This window comes from Vreelandella arctica (assembly GCF_037070215.1).
Taxonomy (GTDB): Bacteria; Pseudomonadota; Gammaproteobacteria; order Pseudomonadales; family Halomonadaceae; genus Vreelandella; species Vreelandella arctica.
The window spans coordinates 1-17,776 of sequence record NZ_JBANSN010000049.1 but is presented as its reverse complement, the minus strand read 5'-3'; the positions used below and the strand labels follow the sequence as shown (position 1 = coordinate 17,776).

Below are 17,776 nucleotides of genomic sequence, written 5' to 3'. Positions count from 1 at the left end.
AAAACGGAATCGGTTGACCCATCGTGACCGCTCAGCGTACAAAACTCTCTCCAGCGTGAAGGCCGTGTGCAAATCGGTCACGATCACCGGAATGACCGGTCACGTTCGCCGGAATACGCAAAGAACCTGGCAATCGGCACAATGAAGGTAATAATCATTTCAATGTCGGCTGCAAAACCATCATTAGAAAAACTTCTAACGTTAGTTTTACATAATAACAATGGATACTTCACGCGTCGGCTCGCTAGCGTACACAACGCGCTAATACATTTTTGCGGTTAGGCTTGTTGCCTTGATTTAGGGGCTTAAATTACGTTGTTACGTTCTCGTGGCTCAGCAGGCGGTCGTACTCTTCCTTGACGACCGCATAGCATTCACAGACACGCTCTTCTAGCCCAGCCCGGTCTATTACAGTGATACATCCACGACTATAGGAGATCAAACCGGATTTCTGAAGTTTACCCGCCGACTCAGACACCCCTTCGCGACGAACACCGAGCATATTGGAGATCAATTCCTGAGTCATGTTTAATGTCTTGCCAGGTAACCGATCAATGCTGAGCAGCAGCCAGCGACATAGCTGCTGATCGAGGCTGTGATGACGATTGCATACCGCCGTCTGTGCCATCTGCGTTAGCAAGGCTTGGGTGTAGCGCAGCAGCAACCGTTGCATCGGACCAGCGCGGTAGAATTCGTTTTTGAGCAAGTTACCCTTAAGACGATAAGCGTGCCCGGCACTCTGTACGACCGCTCGGTTGGGTGTAGTCTCACCGCCCATAAAGAGCGACACGCCTACAATGCCTTCATGGCCTACAACGGCAATCTCTGTTGAAGCACCGTTCTCCATTACATAAAGCAATGAAACAATGGAATCAACCGGAAAGTAGACATGGCTCATCAGCTCTCCGGACTCCCCCAGCGATTGGCCCAATGTCAGCGTCACCTTTTCGAGATCAGGCAATAGGCGATTCAGTTCTTCTTCCGGCAGTCGGCTAAGCAACGCGTTTTGTTGAAAATCACGCGGTTCAAGCATTGAATACCCCTCTCTCATTATCTCAAGCGTCATGCAGTCTTGTTTAAACTAGCACTGGGGAGCATGTGTTATAGGTATTTTTATACGGTGATGTACGCCGATTCACATACACGTAGATAAGTATAGAATATCGGGAGCACAGGACTGTATGCTAACGCACATAAAGTTTTCGGACAGGTAGAGGAGCCGTCAGTGACCGCTGGAAAGCGTTCACGCTGGGTGAATTTCTCACGCTGTGTGCGCCAACGCATGGTCATGTGGTTATTTACCCTTTAGTTTCATTCTTAGAGCTTCGATGGATTTGCCTATACAACAGGTTGTTGCACTATGCGCTGCAAGGAGCAAGCGGCGCCGCTAACGTAAGATCTTCCAGTTCGACCTCGCAAGGAACGCGCCGCTACTCTTATTAAATCCTCTTGTTTTTGCTGAGTGTTATATAGTTTCATTTTAAATTATGCGATACGTACGGTAGCGCGCAGAGCTGAAGCATGTGGCTCCCTTAATGTTGATAAACGACGGTAATTTTCTCGAACCTGACACATATATGCCTCATTGGGTCTTATGAGTTATGGTCGATCATTGATGCGCTCGGCAAGCCTTTAGCTCAGGTCTTCAAGCTTGTCGATGGGCACACACTAAAGACGGCTAGCAGCCCGGCCCAACGTGCCATGGAAGAGAACCGCGCTGTCGGGCTCGCCATGGATTGCATTCTGATTCGCCAAGATGGTAGTCAGTTAGAGATAGAGGACTCAGCAGCGCCCATCCATGATCGTAATGGCGATCTCAGGGGGCGGTGATCGTGTTTCATGATGCCTGCCATTCGCCCACCCAATCGCTAAAGCTTGCCTATCTGGCGCAGCATGATTCACTCACTGGCTTGCCCAATCGCATCCTGCTTTTAGAAAGACTTTCCCGAGCCATCGGTTTGGCGAAGCGGCATCAGCATCAGGTCGCTCTGATATATCTAGACCTTGACGACTTCAAGCCCATCAACGACTCACTTGGCCATGCAGTAGGCGACTGTCTTTTAAAGTCAGTTGCTGTTCGCCTCAGCGACTGTATCCGCGACACAGACACGATATGCCGTCAGGGGGGCGACGAGTTCGTGGTGCTATTGAGTGAAATTGAAAAGCCTCAGGATGCAGTCAGAATTGCAGAGAAAATACTTGGCGCGTTAGCCGCGCCGCATCAAATCGGTAACCATGAGTTGCGTATTACCGCCAGTATCGGGATCAGCCTCTATCCCGACCACGGAACCAATGACCGTACGTTGCTCAATAATGCTGACACGGCCATGTATCAGGCGAAAAATAGCGGTTGTAACACCTACCAACTGTTCAAGGCCGACATGAATGACACGAGAGACCAACGTACCCATATTGAGTCTCAACTTCATCAGGCCTTGAAGGAAGAGTCTCCCTTTCTAAATTTCCAACCCAGGGTAGATGTAACTACCGGTGACTGGGTTAGTGCTGAAGCGCTGGTGCGCTGCCGCAATCCAACTGTTGGCAATATGGCACCCATGGCGTTTCTACCTGTCGCGGAAACTAGCGGACTTATCGTTCCCATTGGTCACCGGGTGCTGCGTGAGGTCTGCCATCGTCTACAGGCGTGGCGAGCTGAAGGCGTCAATATCGTGCCTATCGCGGTGAATATTTCCGCCATTGAACTGCGAGATAATACATTGCCCGTTCGAATTGCCGAGATATTGGCCGAGACTGGGTTAGAAACACACTTTTTAGAATTAGAGGTAACCGAAAGCAGTCTCTTGCATAATCAAAACGACACTACTACTTCGACACTAGTGGCGTTGAGCCACTTAGGGATACGCATTGCTATCGACGACTTCGGAGCGGGCAAGGCCAGCCTGAGATACTTGAAATGTTTTCCTATCGATACGGTCAATATCGCCTCCTGTTTTGTTCAGGATATGCTTGATAAACCGGAAAATGCCATTTTCATCAACGCACTCATCAACTTTGGCCAAAATTTATCGTTGCGCATTATCGCTAAGGGCGTCGAGACCCAGGCACAGTTGGAACATCTTAAGTTACAAGCCTGCGATGGTGCTCAAGGATTTTTGTTTAGTAGGCCGCTTTTGGCAGAAGACTTTAGTACGTTACTCCGTTCTGAACGTCTGAGATGGAGAAGTGGAACATAATTAATAATCTTTTCTTCTCTGCTAATTTAAGTTAACCCCTCAATTTTTTTATTATAACGGCGTCATCAATATCTGCGCTTTTAATGAAATACTGCATAAAGGGTACCTGTTGCTGGAAAACTAAGATCAATGAAATCTCAGTTAGGAAGTATCGAGCATAGCTGGGACAGACGGTAGAGAAAGGTTAAGCGGTGTCTGGGATCCGGTTGCTAACCGTGGGGTCACCCATTTGCTGGATAACAACTGCTTAGGATAAAAAAGAAGCTGTTTGTCGCGATTAGGAACCTCTATAGATCACTAAAGTGGCAGCGAACAGCGAATACCCACGGTATATCAGTACAGCAGCAACTTTAAGGCTTCTTCAGTGAGGACTATCCAGGTACGTTTTGGCAATGCAGGTAAGTTGGGTCAAATTGTGAAAATTGCTTTAACCGATCCCAGTCAAGAATCGTCAAGCGTTTCTTTTCCAGTTTTACTAGGCCTTCGTGGCGCAGCTTTTGAAGAACGCGGTTGATATGTACCTGGGTTAGCCCCATCGACTCACTGAGTTCCGCCTGGGTCAGTGGAAATTCAATATTATCATCTTCAGCACGCCCAGCCATTCGAGTACGTATCAGCATCTCACAAAAAATATGTGCCAAGCGCGCCTCGGCTGACCGAGTTCCCATATTAACCAGCCATTCACGTAAAACAGCTTCATCTACCAGCGTTGACCAGAAAAGCGCTCGCGCCAGTCGGTGGTGGTTTTCCATGATATTGCGTATCTCATCCGCTGGAAATTTGTGCATTGTTACTGGGGTAAGCGCGCGTATTGAGTGATCCATTTCTTCAAGAATGGTGATATGCACATCACATAGATCACCTGGAATCAGGAAAGCCATGATGTGATTCTCACCATTTTCCAAAAGCTTGTAGCGACATGCCCACCCCTTTTCTATGAGATAGACGTTTTCAGGCCGCTCGCCTTCGTTAATAATAACGTCTCCTTTCTCCACAGCGATGCTTCGGGTACCCGCCGTTTCCAGCACCCTTTTTTCTTCTTTGGAGAGAGTCATGTAGTAGCTCAATTTATTGACCAATGAAGTAATCAATGTCTCTCCTCTATCTGGTAGGTGTACTTACAATTATCTCTTTTGACTCAAGGCAGTATGGCAGGCCTGAAGGGGGGAGAAAAAGGAATTTCTTACAAGATATTGGTTAGGTCGCACTGCTGAAAGTAAAAATTAACCATGAGAAAAATGTACTCCTCCAACCATAACCTTGATCAAGGTGTACATGGTTTCCTTTCATTCACATGCATCACTATTGGGACGAATCCAGCGTTTACGATTCATGGATTGCCAATCAACCGAGCAGAACTGTCGAGGCCTATTAGGATCCATTCATTGAGCCTGGTTCGAAGATAATTCGCTGCCGAACAATGTGGACTTCCCTGAGCTGAAGGCATGGTATTAAAGGCTGCAAGAGGGCGAGGATGCAGCACGCACATTACAACTACAATCACTTGAATACGTAAACGTTGAGCTGCACTTCGCATTTGCGCGCCGGTAATGGCGAACGTTATATCAGAATGGCCTGAACGTCCGTTTTGGGCGGATAACGAAGGCTCAGCCTAGGACGTCGTTTGTCCATAATGACGACCGCCCGCTTATGTGTTCTGTTGCCTGCACTGCAATGCAGCGAATACAGATGCAGTACAGAAATGAGTAATCAGCCGTTAACAGCTGCCGTTAGGCCACCAAATGAGAACGAAATGTTCTATCGGTAATGTGGGTATGAGACTGTGAAGGCGAATATTTCATCAATCATGTTCTGTTAGGTCAGTAAAGTTTAAAGACATAAACCACGTAAGTGATTTTTTGGTGTTGGGTTTTAACTTTAATTAAACTAATACCTTTTTATTAAATAAAGCATTGCTTACTTAGTTAATATGTATCAATCTTGTGCTCTGACAGCAGACATCTGCTCGAAAACATTAACTCGCTCAGGATGGGCGGCCACAAGCCAGCACTGTCAGATAAATATATGCCCCTTAGATGGGGCGTTTTTATTTTTGGTGTTTGAGATCGCTTACACATACAGAAGGCAATGCCCAGCCTATACCGGCAATAGTAGATATTACGATCACAAGGTGACGCCAGGAATGCCCATTTAGCATGACAATCGCCACACCCGCGGTTGGTATTTTAAAATGGAAGGGAGCTTAAAGCGTCAAGGGTGGGGCACTCTCCATAAAACGCTTTCCAGTAGCGATTTAAAATTAGCGCTATCTATTCTCCTCTCTGGAGTCCATCCTTGTTGTTGATATTTAATGTCGAAAGACGTGCAGGCAAAATGTTGCATTCGGCTTCATAGCTGCAAATTATGGAGCCCTCTATGAAAACCATTCTCCTCACGCCTAACCTCCTTATGACCCGTAAGTTAGAAAGTATCTTTCTTCTCACCGATAAGGAGAAAGAGGCAATAAGTAACTTACCGATTAAAACAATGGCCCTTCGTTCAGGACAAGACATATCAAAAGTAAGCGATCAGCCTACTAAATGCTGCCTTATTATTGAGGGGTTTACGTGTTCTTATAAGCTGACTGCTGAAGGAAAACGTCAAATAATGTCGCTTTTTATACCGGGCGATATCCCTGATTTGCAAAGCTTGCATTTGCCGTATTTGGATATGAATATTGCCTCGATTACTCCTTGCCTGCTTGGCTTTATTGAACACGATGATATGCACAACATCTGTGAGCATAATCCACGACTTTACGCCGCTTTCTGGCGTGAGACCTTGGTATGCGCCTCTATCACACGGGAGTGGCTGTTAAACACTGGGCAACGCCAAGGGTACAGTCGCATTGCCCACCTTCTCTGCGAGCTGATGGTACGACTTAAGGCGGTAGGGTTGGCTAAAGAGGCAACGTTCGTTATGCCCGTTACCCAGGCGGAGTTAGGGGATTCGACAGGCCTGACGCCTATCCATGTGAATAGGGTGCTCCAGGCGCTTCGTGCAGATGGGTTAATTCACAGTAATAAAAATCAGATAACCGTACCTGATTGGGAAAAGTTAAAGGAAGCGGGAGAGTTCGACTCTCTTTATCTGTACTTAGTGGAAGAACCACACTAGGCCCAGGGACTTATGCGCCGTCATGGCGAATCAGTTTTCATCGCTTCCAGACGGCAGGGCAACACCCATTAAGCTACCCATCTCCGCTTGAACCACGTTATTCAGTGCCCAACCCGCTAACTTCTGTCTCTACCTGCCCACGTCGCTGCATCCAGCGCATCACGATCCAGCACAGCGCTGCCCAGCTTGCCCCAGCCGTCCAGCCGGCAAGCACATCGGTCGGTCAATGCACTCCGAGATAGACGCGGCTTATGCCTACCAGCAGGGGCAGTAATATCGCCAGAATCAAAAGGTATGCCTTCAGCCTCAGCGCGGGCTGCACGCGGGTGAGTAGCGCGGCCAGGGTGAGGTAGGTCACGGCAGACATCATTGAGTGGCCGCTGGGAAAGCTCGCGGTGTAGACCATGGCTTCATGCGGCACGAGGTCCGGACGAGGGCGATCAAAACCCATTCACCTTCGATACGATCAATGCGAATAACAACTGGGCCATCCTCAGCTGGGTCCTCGCTAAACAGCAGCCAGCTCTTGGCATCGAGCTCCTTGCCAACTTAAGGCTCTTTCACCTGAAAGTGGCCATTTGAAGAATGAACCGCAGCAATAACGACGATACCCGAGGGAGTCCAAATCCACTGGAGAGGCTCAGGCAATTAGCATTATTGAACTGTTCTGTCATGTAGCCACTTTTCGAATACCAAAGGCAATAGTGGTTTAGCGATAAAATATCCCTGGGCTTCGTCGCAGCCTAGTTCCATGAGGCGGCGGTAGGAGATATCGTTTTCTATTCCTTCGGCTACCACTCGGTAGCCTAGGTCATGGGCCATTGAAATCATGGAATTAACCAGCGTCTCGGTGCGCGCGTCCTGACCAAGCTCGGTGATAAAGCGGCGGTCTATTTTTACGGTGTGGGCAGGAATCTCATGCAGATAGGAGAGACTGCTATAGCCGGTACCAAAATCGTCAATAGCGATTCGCAATCCTGCCGCTATTAATGCCTTAAGCTGGTTGGCCGCTACCTGTCCCTGTCCAATCAGAGCGCTTTCGGTAAGTTCTACTTCTATAGCGGTACTCGGAAGTGACATGCGCGCCATTTCATCCAAAAGCCGAACGGCAAAATCCTCCTCCTCAAGGTTGGTCGCTGATACATTGATCGAAATCTGGAGTGTTTCTCCTTGTTGATGCCAAGCCTTCGCCTGACGAATGGCGTGACGCAACACCCACTGCGTTAATGGTTTTGCCATGGGGGTATTTTCGATCAGTGGAATAAACTCGCCAGGCGATACCTCTCCCAAGGTTGGGTGATGCCACCGCAACAGGGCTTCCGCTCCTAAACACTCGCCGCTGCCAAGGGAGACACGTGGTTGGAAAACCAGGTAAAGCTCATCCTCATTTTCTAGTGCCCGGCCGATGTCGCCCAGCAGGGTAAAGCGCCGTTGATAATGGGCATCCAAGGCCAATGAAAAGAGCCCGGCAACTTCTCCAGCCTGGCGAGCATCCAGGCAAGCGGCATGAGCGGTTCGCAAGACATCCGCGGCTTTAACTTCGCCCAGACAAAAGGGAGCGATGCCCGTGATGGGGTGTATCAATACTGGAACGTCGCGGGTGGATTCGAGTGCGAGCAGCGCTTGGCGTAAACGAATAGCCTCTTCCAGCAGATCAGCATCACTCGCTTGGTTCACCAGATGCACGAATTGACATCCGCCCAGGTAATAGAGCGTTGATGCTGAACCGATGGTCTGTTGAAGGCAACGAGCGGCAATCCGTGCCAGCTCATCAAGAAAAGCGGGGCCCATGTTACGGTGAAGCGTACTTAATTCATTGGCATCGACCACCTCGGTAAATAACGCAACCCTTCGTCCGTTCGGTGCATCTCGCTCCATGTCTTGCAGGTCTTCGGCAAACTGATGACGGTTGGAAAGGCCCGTCATCGGGTCGATTCGGCCGAAAGCATGCTGCAATTCAATCTGTGCCATTACCATGGCAGCCAGATCGTAGAGCGTCGCTTGCTCTTGCTCAGACACCTCACGTGGTTGAGTGCCCAGAACGCACATCGCGCCCAAGGTATGGCCCTCTCGCGTCACTAGCGGTGCACCCGCGTAGAAACGAATGCCTGAGTTTGCTAAATAGCTATTCCGGTAGCAGTCCGAGGCGAGAAGATCCGGGATGATAAGGATTTTAGAGGAGTTACAGACATCTGCGCAGGGCGCTGTTTCACGGGGTATCTCCCAATGATCAACGCCTACCCTAGACTTAAACCACTGACGGTTTGCATCTGTAAGCGACACGGCTGCGATTGGCAAACCGAAAAGCTGACTGGCCATCCTTGTGATCCGGTCAAAGCTTTCACTGGGAGAGGTATCCAGCAGATTTAACTGTCGGAGTGCGAACAAACGATCCTGTTCTTGGGTATTCATTATGCGTTGCACTACCCTGTGGAGAATATTGATCCTTGAGTAATGATTATACTAATCAAATGTGAATGTCATTGTTTGATAAAATACACTTTTTTAAGCTTTTTACATTAGGGCCATTAATGGTTACGAGATCGTCAGGTGCAGAATTTACCCCATGAGCTGGATCAGAAGATATCCTGGCTTCGGAAGTGACATCTTCACTGCCGGTCTCATTTGGCTTTTGCCCCGAGCTCATGCAACTTGAAGAACCACTCATTGCGTTTCTGCTCGTTCATTGTCTCCACGCTACCGATCAGTGTCTCACGTACCGGCGAGAAGCCGACAAAGCCGAGGATATTGCGCTCCAGCGATTTGACGCTGTGAGCCCGGTAGAGATGACGATAGATCACTGCTGGCATGCCCATGGTCACCACTAGCCGTGCCGAGCGTCCGGTCAGTCCCTTTTTTCCCAGCGGGTTGCCTTTCACGTACTCGAAGGCGAAGCCTGGGCGCAGCACTTGTTCCAAGAACGCTTTGACCAGAGCCGGCATGTCGCCAAGCCACAGTGGAAAGATCAGTACTAGGTGCTGGCACCAGTCGATGGATTTCTGCGCCGCCGTCAGTGAAGCGGGCAGAGGGGTCGTTTGCCACTCCTGCTGGCTGCGTAGCAGCGGGAATTCCAGGGAGGCGAGGTCGGTCAGGCGTATCTCATGGCCGTTAGCCTGGGCACCTTTGCAGTAGTGATCTGCAAGAGAATGGCAAAGGTGCGCCTTGCTGGCATCGGGGTGGCCCTGCAGGATCAGAATTCGCTGGCTCATGTGGGTGGGTTCTCGCTGCAAGCAGAGTGATAAGAGGTTGCATTCAGTATAGGCACAAGGAGAGAGATTCAGGTGTATTCGATTGCATGTGTCGTTCTTGCCGAACAGCGTAAGAGGGTGCCTTTGTTAGGCGGTTCTTAATCAGACTTTTGCTGCTTATCTGGACACAGTTATTTAATAAGGGATGCTAGATGGGTTTAGGTGTGTAAGCACAAGTACTAAAAGATTACTGTTGGCCGAATTTACAAACTTCTTCCAACTTAATGTCTAGAGTAACGTTAAGGCCCTCTTCCGTGAGGCCTATTCAGGTACGTTCTGGCAATGCAGGTAAGTCGGGTCAAATTGCGAAAATTGCTTTAACCGATCCCAGTCTAGGATCGTCAAGCGTTTCTTTTCCAGTTTCACTAGGCCTTCGTGGCGCAGCTTTTGAAGAACGCGGTTGATATGTACCTGGGTTAGCCCCATCGACTCACTGAGTTCCGCCTGGGTCAGTGGAAATTCAATATTATCATCTTCAGCACGCCCAGCCATTCGAGTGCGTATCAGCATCTCACAAAAAATATGTGCCAAGCGCGCCTCGGCCGGCCGAGTTCCCATATTAACCAGCCATTCACGTAAAACGGCTTCATCCACCAGCGTTGACCAGAAAAGCGCTCGCGCCAGTCGGTGGTGGTTTTCCATTATATTACGTATCTCAACCGCTGGAAATTTGTGCATTGTCACTGGGGTAAGCGCGCGTATTGAGTGATCCATTTCTTCGAGAATGGTGATATGCACATCACATAGATCGCCCGGAATCAGGAAGGCCATAATGTGATTATCGCCATTTTCCAAAAGCTTGTAGCGACATGCCCACCCCTTTTCTATGAGATAGACGTTTTCAGGCCGCTCGCCTTCCTTAATGATAACGTCTCCTTTCTGCACAGCGATGCTTCGGGTGCCCGCCGTTTCCATTACCTGTATTTCCTCTTTGGAGAGAGTCATGTAGTAGCTTAATTTGTTAACCAATGAAGTAATCAATGTCTCTCTCCTCTATCTAGTGAGTGTACTTACAGTTATTTCTTATATATAGCTCAAGGCAGTATGGCAGGCATTAAGAGAAGAAAAAGAGGGATTTCCTGCACAATATTGGTTAGTGCGCACTGCTGAAAGTAAAAATTAACCATGAGAGAAATGTACTCTTCCAGCCGTAACCTTGGTACAGGCGTACATGAGCCCTTGCTATTCGGCTTCTCTAATTCGTTGATAAAGCTGCGGTCAATCTTCATGGTTTGTATAGGCAGGTGTTGCAGTCGACTCAATGAGGCGTTGAACCTAAAGAAATTTAAAGAAAAGTCGATGCCATAAATATCCTTGGAAAAATTAGGTTTTCTCGGGACGGGGTTAGGTAAAAAAATAACGTGCATAAAATGGGAAAAAAATGAGAAACGTGACATTAAAAACCTTACTGACCACGCTATTGCTAATGATGGTCAGTATGACAGCGATTATCGGCGCGGTGTCTATTCTCGGCGGGTTAGCTTCTAAAAGTAATATCAATGAGCTGGCTGAAATCAGCGTCGAACAAGCCAACACCGCAAACCGCATGGATTCCAACCTTCTGGAGTTGCGGCTGCGTATGTTGCGTTATGAGGAGTTTTCGCGGCTTGGCGATGATGAGATGGCAGCAACCGCGCTCAATCAAACGCAAGAAAGCCTGGATCGTAGCATGGTCAGGTTTGAAGAGTTTCGTGATATCAATGTTGATGCCTCACAGCGTCGTTTTTCCTACTTCAAGGCCGTGATTGACGGCTTTGAAAAGCTCGTCACCCCTGGGCTGATCGATGTCATCGAAGTTGGTGATGTCGAGACCATGCGCCAGGAGCGCCAACGGCTCAACGCACTCGGTGCGGAATTTTCGGGCAGTGTGCGTGCATTTGCAGGTTACGCTGCGGAGCGCGCTGCCGAAATGCAGGCGGATGCGGCGAGTAACGTTCAGCAAACCATTGTCCTGACTGCAGTGCTCTTGCTGGTGGCTATTCTGCTGACCATTGGTGCTTATGTCGGCATTCAGAAACTACTCGTGGCGCCACTGCGTCATGCTGGCAAGATCTGCGCACAAATTGCCAAAGGGGATCTCACCAATCAATTCGAGGTACGCGGCCAGAACGAGATCAGCAGCCTGAACCAGGCGCTTCAGGAGATGCAAGCCCGCCTCGTCGATATCATCGGCTTGTTGCGTCAGAGCGGGGACCAAGTGGCGCTCAGTTCCCGTGAGATAGCGGCGGGTAGCGAGGACCTGGCGACTCGTACCGAAGAGCAGGCCTCTGCGTTGCAGGAAACGGCAACCAGCATGGAGCAGATTAACTCAACTGTTCGCCAGACCAGTGATTCCGCTACCTCGGCCAACCAACTCAGTGAAGAGGCGGTCGGTAAAGCGAAGGAGTCTCGTGAAGCCGTTACCCGCACCTCCCAGTTGATGGAAACCATGCAAGCCAGTTCACGACGAGTGCAGGACATCATCGGCACTATCGAAGAGATCGCCTTCCAGACCAATATCCTGGCCCTGAATGCATCAGTCGAGGCTGCCCGAGCCGGTGAGCATGGCCGCGGCTTCGCTGTGGTAGCAGGAGAGGTGCGCAAGCTCGCAGGCAATTCTGCCGAAGCCTCCAAGGAGATTCGTACCATTATTTTGGAAATCACTCAAAATATTACCGCCGGAGCCGAGCAGTCGGGCCAGACTCAAGAGGAAATGGACGCCACTATGCAGGCCATTCAGAAGGTCACGACTATGATGCAGACGATCCAGGATGCCGTGCAAGAGCAGGAGAGTGGTATCAGCCAAGTATCGATAGCGGTCAATCAGATGGACAGTGCAACCCAGCAAAACGTCTCTCTGGTCGAGCAGACCAGTACCGCGGCGGCATCACTGCAAGACGAGGCCGTCCGCCTGTCAGATCTTGTTGGCACCTTCCAACTCAGAGAAGGCGCTGCATCGTCGACTCCGTCGCTGCCTCAAAAACAGCTGAGTGCAGAGGTACCCACCGCGGCAAGCTAATGACAATCTAAAGCGGGCCAGCAGGCTCATATAACGAAAACCATTAAAGGCTCAACATCAGGGTGGTCCCACAGGATAATCACCTTGATGTTGCCGTTATGCGTTGTCTGTCATCTGTGCTTTTTGCGTGAGCCATGTGATGAGGCTTTCCAGTGGCATCGGTTTGGCAAACAGGTAGCCTTGGAAAACCTCGCAGCCTAGCGACATCAAGTAGTCGTGCTGTTCTACCGTTTCGATACCTTCGGCAACCACCCTCAGGTCAAGCTCCAGCGCCAAGGTGATAACGCCCTGGCAGATAGCGGCGTTCTTGTCACTCTTGGCAGCATCCTGCACGAAGCTGCGGTCGATCTTGATCTTGTCGATGGGTAGGTCGCGCAGGTAACTCAAGCTGGAAAAACCAGTGCCGAAGTCGTCGATGGCGGTACTGACCCCCATGCCGCTTAGGGCGTGGAGGATATCGATGGCGCCGTCGGCATCACGCATCAGGATGCCTTCGGTCAGTTCCAGCTCCAGATGCTCAGGTGCAAGGTGCGTCTCGTTCAGTACGTTGCGCAACGTGCTGAGGAAGTTGGGGCGGTGAAACTGGAGGGGCGACAGGTTGACCGCCATGCGTCCTTTTAATAAGCCTTGTGCCACCAGCTGTTGGGCGTCTTTACAGGCCTGCCGCATCACCCAGCGGCTTAGCGGAATGATCTGACCGGTCTCCTCCGCAATGGGAATAAACGTCGCTGGCGAGATAAAGCCTTTGGTCGGGTGGTACCAGCGAACCAACGCTTCCAGTCCGTCGACATCCCCTTCTCGGTTAATCAGGGGCTGGTAATGCAGATTGAGATGGCCGTGCTCGATGGCTTCCTGTAGCTCGCTGCGCAGGGTAACGCGCTGACTGAGCTTTCTGTCGAGATCATCCGTATACACCTCGTAGGTATTACGGCCTTGCTGCTTGGCTTTGTACATGGCCATGTCCGCGTGCTGAAGCAGACGCTCGGGTTCATCAATCCCGCCGCGATTTACGGCGATACCAATGCTGGCCGATACGTGGAGCTCGTGGCCGCTGACCCGGTGGGGTTTATTGAGTGCATCCAACAGCCGGCCAGCCACTTCTTCGGCTTCATCGGGGTGACTCAAGTCGGGCAGCAGCAGCACGAACTCATCGCCACCCAAACGGGCGAGGGTATCACTGGCCCGCAACCCCTGCTGCAGCTTCTCTGCTACGCTGATCAAGAGCTGATCACCAACATTGTGACCAAGCGTATCGTTGATAGGTTTGAACTCATCCAGATCAACGAACAGCACGGCCAACGTTTGGCCATTGCGAGCCGCCAATTCGACGTCATGGACCAAATGATCACTGAATAGCGCTCGATTACCAAGGCCGGTCAAGACGTCGTGGGTAGCCTGATAAGCCAGCTGACTCTCCTGCTCCTTACGCTCGGAGATATCATTGATGATGCAGATGAAGTGGCTAACCTGTTGATTGGCATCCTTCACCGGCGACAGAAGCAGTTGGTTCCAAAAGGGGGAGCCATCGCGACGATAAGTGCGCACAGTGGTGGATAGGCTAGTGCCTTGCTGGATCGCTGCTTGGATCTGCTCGGTGTCCGCAGTATCCGTTTCAGCGCCGCTGAGGAGTAGCGGTGCGTGGCCGATCACCTCTTGCTCTAGGTAGCCGGTGATATGCGTGAACGCGGGGTTCACATAAACCACCTGTTTCTCATCCGTACGAACGTCAATGATCATGGCGCCGTTGCCGCTCGCCTCAAGGCTTCGCTCCAAAATGAGCAGCCGCTCCTCGGCGGCAACGCGATCGGTGATGTCCTTGGCAATACCGAAAACGCCGCTGACCTCGCCCTCGACCACGATGGGCACCATCGTTACTTCCAAATCTTGAGAAGCCCCTTCGCGTATCAAGCGCATGGTATAGCTGCTAGGGAGTCCGTTGATGGCGCGATTGAAAGCGGTCTCCGTACGCTCTACATCCTGCTTGGAACACGCTGGTTCACAGACGACTGAGCGGAAGTGTTTTCCCAATAAGTCGCTTTCCGAGAGCCCCACGATGGCTTCCGTCACCGGATTGAGGCTTTCGTAGGTGCCGTCACGGTTATAGGCAAATACCGCATCTGGGTTCTGGGTGAACAGTGAACGAAAACGCTGCTCATTGAGCTGCAACGTGGCGGCCTGTTGATCGCGGAAGGCGCTTAGGGCACGGCTGATAATCAACTGATAAGAAAACACCAACCCCAGCAGGCCAAAGATCACCGGCAAAGCGCCGGGCAGGCTGCTCAGTGACAGCGGTCCATCCAGTGCTGTAATCGTGAAGGTTGGCCCGCCGGGCAGCGCGTCACCTCGTGAGAGTCAAACGCCCTCGGGATAAGCGCTCCGTGCCAATCATTGGCAGACAGCGTGCCCCACGTTTGGTCGTTTGAGGTATAAGTGATGATGAAGCCACTTGTGTCCAGGTGACGCTGCAACTGGATGATCTCGGCTAAGTCGATGGCAGCCAGCATGGTGGTCTGTCCCCGATCGAGCGTCACCGCTAGTAAACCGTGGCTGCTGCGTTCGGGATCAGGAAAATGCCAGCTGATACGCTGATGAAGTTCATTTTGTAGACGTAGCCAGCCCAGTGTCGCGGGGCCGGTCAGCTGATCCATCATCCATAGTAGGTTTGCGGGTTCGCGGCCCACTCGCCATCGTATTTGGGCGTCATCGGCTAAGTGAACGATGGCCAGCAAGCTTGGCTCGTCACGCATAAAGGTTCGCATCTCTACTTCTTGGAGCTCGCGAACGACGTTACGACCCTCGCCTCTTAACGCCATCCAGCGCTCTGTTAGGCGCTCAACCTGTTTTACTTTTGACTCAATTCGCTGCTCCATGCCATCGGCGACATTGTTTACAAGCGTATCGGCAGCGGTGAGGCGGGCGTTGTACTGTACCCAGCTGCTGGCCAGCCAGATCATGATACTGACCGTGACGCCTAACACACCGACGATAATGGCAGAGCGGGGCAGGGGCAGCGTCGGATAGGTGCGCTGATGGGCAATAATCAATAGAGCTGCACCCAGCAGGAGGCAGAATAAGCTACCCATGGAGGTGAGGCCTGCCACCGAGTCGGGTGGCGTCTGGGTGATCAGTGGGTAAGCCAACGTAGTAACGCCGATGATGATCGATGCCCAGCCGATCAAACGATAACCGCGCCGGGTGCCCCCTGATGTTGGAGAAAAGAAACAACTCGTTCCCATAATCACTACCAGCAACGCAGGTACCGTGTCCAGGCGTGGCTGCCCGGTGAGCCATGAAAGCCCGTCGTCCGTTCCCGGTGCGAGAAGATCGTGGCCAAGGCTATAACCACCCAATGCGAGCATCAGGCCGCCAGCTAAACGTCGCCAGCGTGGCTGGTGGCTCAGCAGGGCCAGTAGGCCGACGCTTACCACCAGCACGGCAAGGGTGCCGTCAGGGCTCAAACGCCACTGTGGGGGTAGTGGAAGGTGTGCAACGCGGTCTAGCAGCAGGCTGCTGACACTGATCAGCAAGCTGCTAGTGAGCAGAATCAAAAGCCAAGCCTGCATGGCGAGACGACGGTTACTCTGAGCCATCTGCTGTTGTTGTCCTTGGGCTATGGTGGGAGGGTAAAGCTTTGCCCCAATGGGAGGAGACGCTGGGAGGGCCTTACAGGCGGTCTTTTTGTCGGCGGTGACCAAAAATATTGCGCTGTTATACAGGAGTAAGTCTAGTGCGCAATGAGCGATAAGTATTATAAATAGGATGTTATTAACGAGCGCTGGTATTCATGTAAACAAATGTTTCAGTTAGAGGTTGAGGTGTTTTGTGCCAGATAGCCCATTCCCTATGCCACCGTCCCTGCTACTTTTACTAGCCGACGCCATCCTCATACTTCATGTGTTGTTTGTGACCTTCGTGGTACTCGGCTTATTCGCAGTATACGCGGGCTATTTTCTGAACTGGCAGTGGGTGCGCAATCGCATTTTCCGCATCGTGCATTTGTGCGCGATTGGCTATGTGGTCGTTCAAGCCTGGTTAGGTGTTGTTTGTCCGTTAACCACCTGGGAAATGGCGCTTAGAGCAGAGGTGGGCGCTGGCAACTATTCGGGGTCATTTATTCAGCACTGGCTGCATAGCTTGCTCTATTTCACGTTACCGGCGTGGGTGTTTGTGGTGGTTTATTCGCTATTCGGCAGCTTGGTGTTGGCCAGTTGGCTGGTGGTGAAGCCGCATAAGCGTGTTCGCTAACTCACTCCAGTTGACTGTTCCGGTTAGTGGAGTAGCTTTGCTTAGTGAACCCGAAAGAAATCACCGCGTTACTCAGGGAGTGTGGGGCTTTGCCATTACAAAAAAAGCGGAACCAGGTGCATTGGTTAACGGGCCAATTTTGCGACGCTGACAGTGAGTCGATGTATCGCAAGTCTATCCAGGAAAGCGTTAGGTTAGAGTTCAGCCTTTCTCTGAGTGTTGCCACCTTAGTCTTTGGTATGTTTGCGATTTCGGATTACTACTTGCTCGGTCTCACCCGAAAGTTTTACCTGCTCCTTACCATGCGCATTGTAGTGGTAAGCCTTTGCCTGCTTGTGGCCTTCATTGTCAGGTACGGGAGAGGGCGCTTTTATCGAGCTTGGTTGCACGCCTTGCCATTGTGGATATTAGCAACGGGTATCATTTTGATTATTCCCTTGCGCCCCGAAAGTCTCTCCACTCAAATCACCGCGGTGGTAGTCGCCACTATGGCGTTCTATCTTCTAATTCCCAGCCTGCTAACCGTGGTGGTTTTTGCCAGCCTCTACTTAAATATTGGCTTTTTAGTCGCTGCTGTTCTGTTTACGGAGATTGCCCCGATAACGGCGCTTCGCATCGCACTTTTGTTGATCATGGGAATCGTGGTGGGGTTCTTTGCCTTGCTGCGTTTGGAGAGTCTGCAGCGTAAGCAGTATGCGTTGCTTCACGAAGAGCGTGATCAAAATCACCAGTTGCACAACGAAATTGCGCACCGAAAAGCACTGGAAGAGCAACTGCGGATAGTCGCTGAGCGGGATGCGTTGACAAATCTCAATAATCGCGGCCATTTTATGAAATTGGCCCATGAGCTGTTACCCCAGCTTATTCATGAGGCCGACCTGAAAACGAAGATGGCGAGTGGTTTTCTCTTGTAGAATCAGGATGTTCCTGCCAGAACACGATTCAAGAGGACCACTCGCCATGGGTGAAACCCT

13 protein-coding genes are annotated in these 17,776 nt (G+C 51.0%); 5 read left to right on the top strand and 8 right to left on the bottom strand.

Going from position 1 to position 17,776, the window contains the following annotated elements; translation table 11 throughout:
• Positions 1-310 precede the first annotated feature (310 nt).
• Positions 311-1,033 carry a Crp/Fnr family transcriptional regulator gene (locus V8L70_RS21630; RefSeq protein WP_008956712.1) on the bottom strand — a complete coding sequence of 241 codons (723 nt, stop codon included), beginning with the start codon at positions 1,031-1,033 and terminating at the stop codon, positions 311-313.
• Between the two features lie 799 nt (positions 1,034-1,832).
• Between V8L70_RS21630 and V8L70_RS21625 the strand changes: the two genes are divergently transcribed.
• A complete protein-coding gene (locus V8L70_RS21625) occupies positions 1,833-3,194 on the top strand; it encodes a putative bifunctional diguanylate cyclase/phosphodiesterase (RefSeq protein WP_198556041.1) in 1,362 nt (453 codons plus the stop codon).
• Positions 3,195-3,565: 371 nt separating this feature from the next.
• On the opposite strand, the gene V8L70_RS21620 is transcribed toward V8L70_RS21625, so the two are convergent.
• A complete protein-coding gene (locus tag V8L70_RS21620) occupies positions 3,566-4,285 on the bottom strand; it encodes a Crp/Fnr family transcriptional regulator (protein ID WP_232774876.1) in 720 nt (239 codons plus the stop codon).
• A gap of 1,285 nt (positions 4,286-5,570) precedes the next feature.
• On the opposite strand from V8L70_RS21620, the gene V8L70_RS21615 reads away from it, so the two are divergent.
• Positions 5,571-6,311 carry a Crp/Fnr family transcriptional regulator gene (locus V8L70_RS21615; RefSeq protein ID WP_008956709.1) on the top strand — a complete coding sequence of 247 codons (741 nt, stop codon included), beginning with the start codon at positions 5,571-5,573 and terminating at the stop codon, positions 6,309-6,311.
• A 223-nt stretch (positions 6,312-6,534) separates the two neighbouring features.
• Here the strand turns inward: V8L70_RS21615 and V8L70_RS21610 are convergent, their stop codons facing one another.
• The 4 genes from V8L70_RS21610 to V8L70_RS21595 form a co-directional block, all read right to left on the bottom strand.
• A complete protein-coding gene (locus V8L70_RS21610; RefSeq protein WP_232774875.1) occupies positions 6,535-6,762 on the bottom strand; it encodes a phosphatase PAP2 family protein in 228 nt (75 codons plus the stop codon).
• Positions 6,763-6,965: 203 nt separating this feature from the next.
• Positions 6,966-8,723, bottom strand: a complete 1,758-nt coding sequence (locus V8L70_RS21605; RefSeq protein WP_101146538.1) for a sensor domain-containing phosphodiesterase — start codon at positions 8,721-8,723, stop codon at positions 6,966-6,968.
• Positions 8,724-8,932: 209 nt separating this feature from the next.
• The gene (locus V8L70_RS21600; RefSeq protein WP_101146537.1) at positions 8,933-9,520 is read right to left on the bottom strand and encodes an NAD(P)H-dependent oxidoreductase; all 588 of its coding nucleotides are present in this window, start codon (positions 9,518-9,520) and stop codon (positions 8,933-8,935) included.
• A 300-nt stretch (positions 9,521-9,820) separates the two neighbouring features.
• Positions 9,821-10,540, bottom strand: a complete 720-nt coding sequence (locus tag V8L70_RS21595; protein ID WP_232774874.1) for a Crp/Fnr family transcriptional regulator — start codon at positions 10,538-10,540, stop codon at positions 9,821-9,823.
• Between the two features lie 409 nt (positions 10,541-10,949).
• On the opposite strand from V8L70_RS21595, the gene V8L70_RS21590 reads away from it, so the two are divergent.
• Positions 10,950-12,557: a methyl-accepting chemotaxis protein gene (locus V8L70_RS21590; RefSeq protein ID WP_198556040.1), complete on the top strand. Its 1,608-nt coding sequence runs from the start codon at positions 10,950-10,952 to the stop codon at positions 12,555-12,557.
• Positions 12,558-12,653: 96 nt separating this feature from the next.
• Here V8L70_RS21590 and V8L70_RS21585 read toward each other — a convergent pair whose 3' ends face one another.
• Together V8L70_RS21585 and V8L70_RS21580 are read right to left on the bottom strand one after the other, a co-directional pair.
• Positions 12,654-14,813 carry a sensor domain-containing protein gene (locus V8L70_RS21585; RefSeq protein WP_157826493.1) on the bottom strand — a complete coding sequence of 720 codons (2,160 nt, stop codon included), beginning with the start codon at positions 14,811-14,813 and terminating at the stop codon, positions 12,654-12,656.
• Between the two features lie 23 nt (positions 14,814-14,836).
• Entirely contained in the window at positions 14,837-16,147 is a 1,311-nt protein-coding gene (locus V8L70_RS21580) for a hypothetical protein (protein ID WP_101146532.1), read from the bottom strand.
• Between the two features lie 253 nt (positions 16,148-16,400).
• Between V8L70_RS21580 and V8L70_RS21575 the strand changes: the two genes are divergently transcribed.
• Positions 16,401-16,802 carry a DUF2784 domain-containing protein gene (locus V8L70_RS21575; protein ID WP_101146531.1) on the top strand — a complete coding sequence of 134 codons (402 nt, stop codon included), beginning with the start codon at positions 16,401-16,403 and terminating at the stop codon, positions 16,800-16,802.
• An 89-nt stretch (positions 16,803-16,891) separates the two neighbouring features.
• Entirely contained in the window at positions 16,892-17,716 is an 825-nt protein-coding gene (locus V8L70_RS21570) for a hypothetical protein (RefSeq protein ID WP_336270570.1), read from the top strand.
• Positions 17,717-17,776 lie beyond the last annotated feature (60 nt).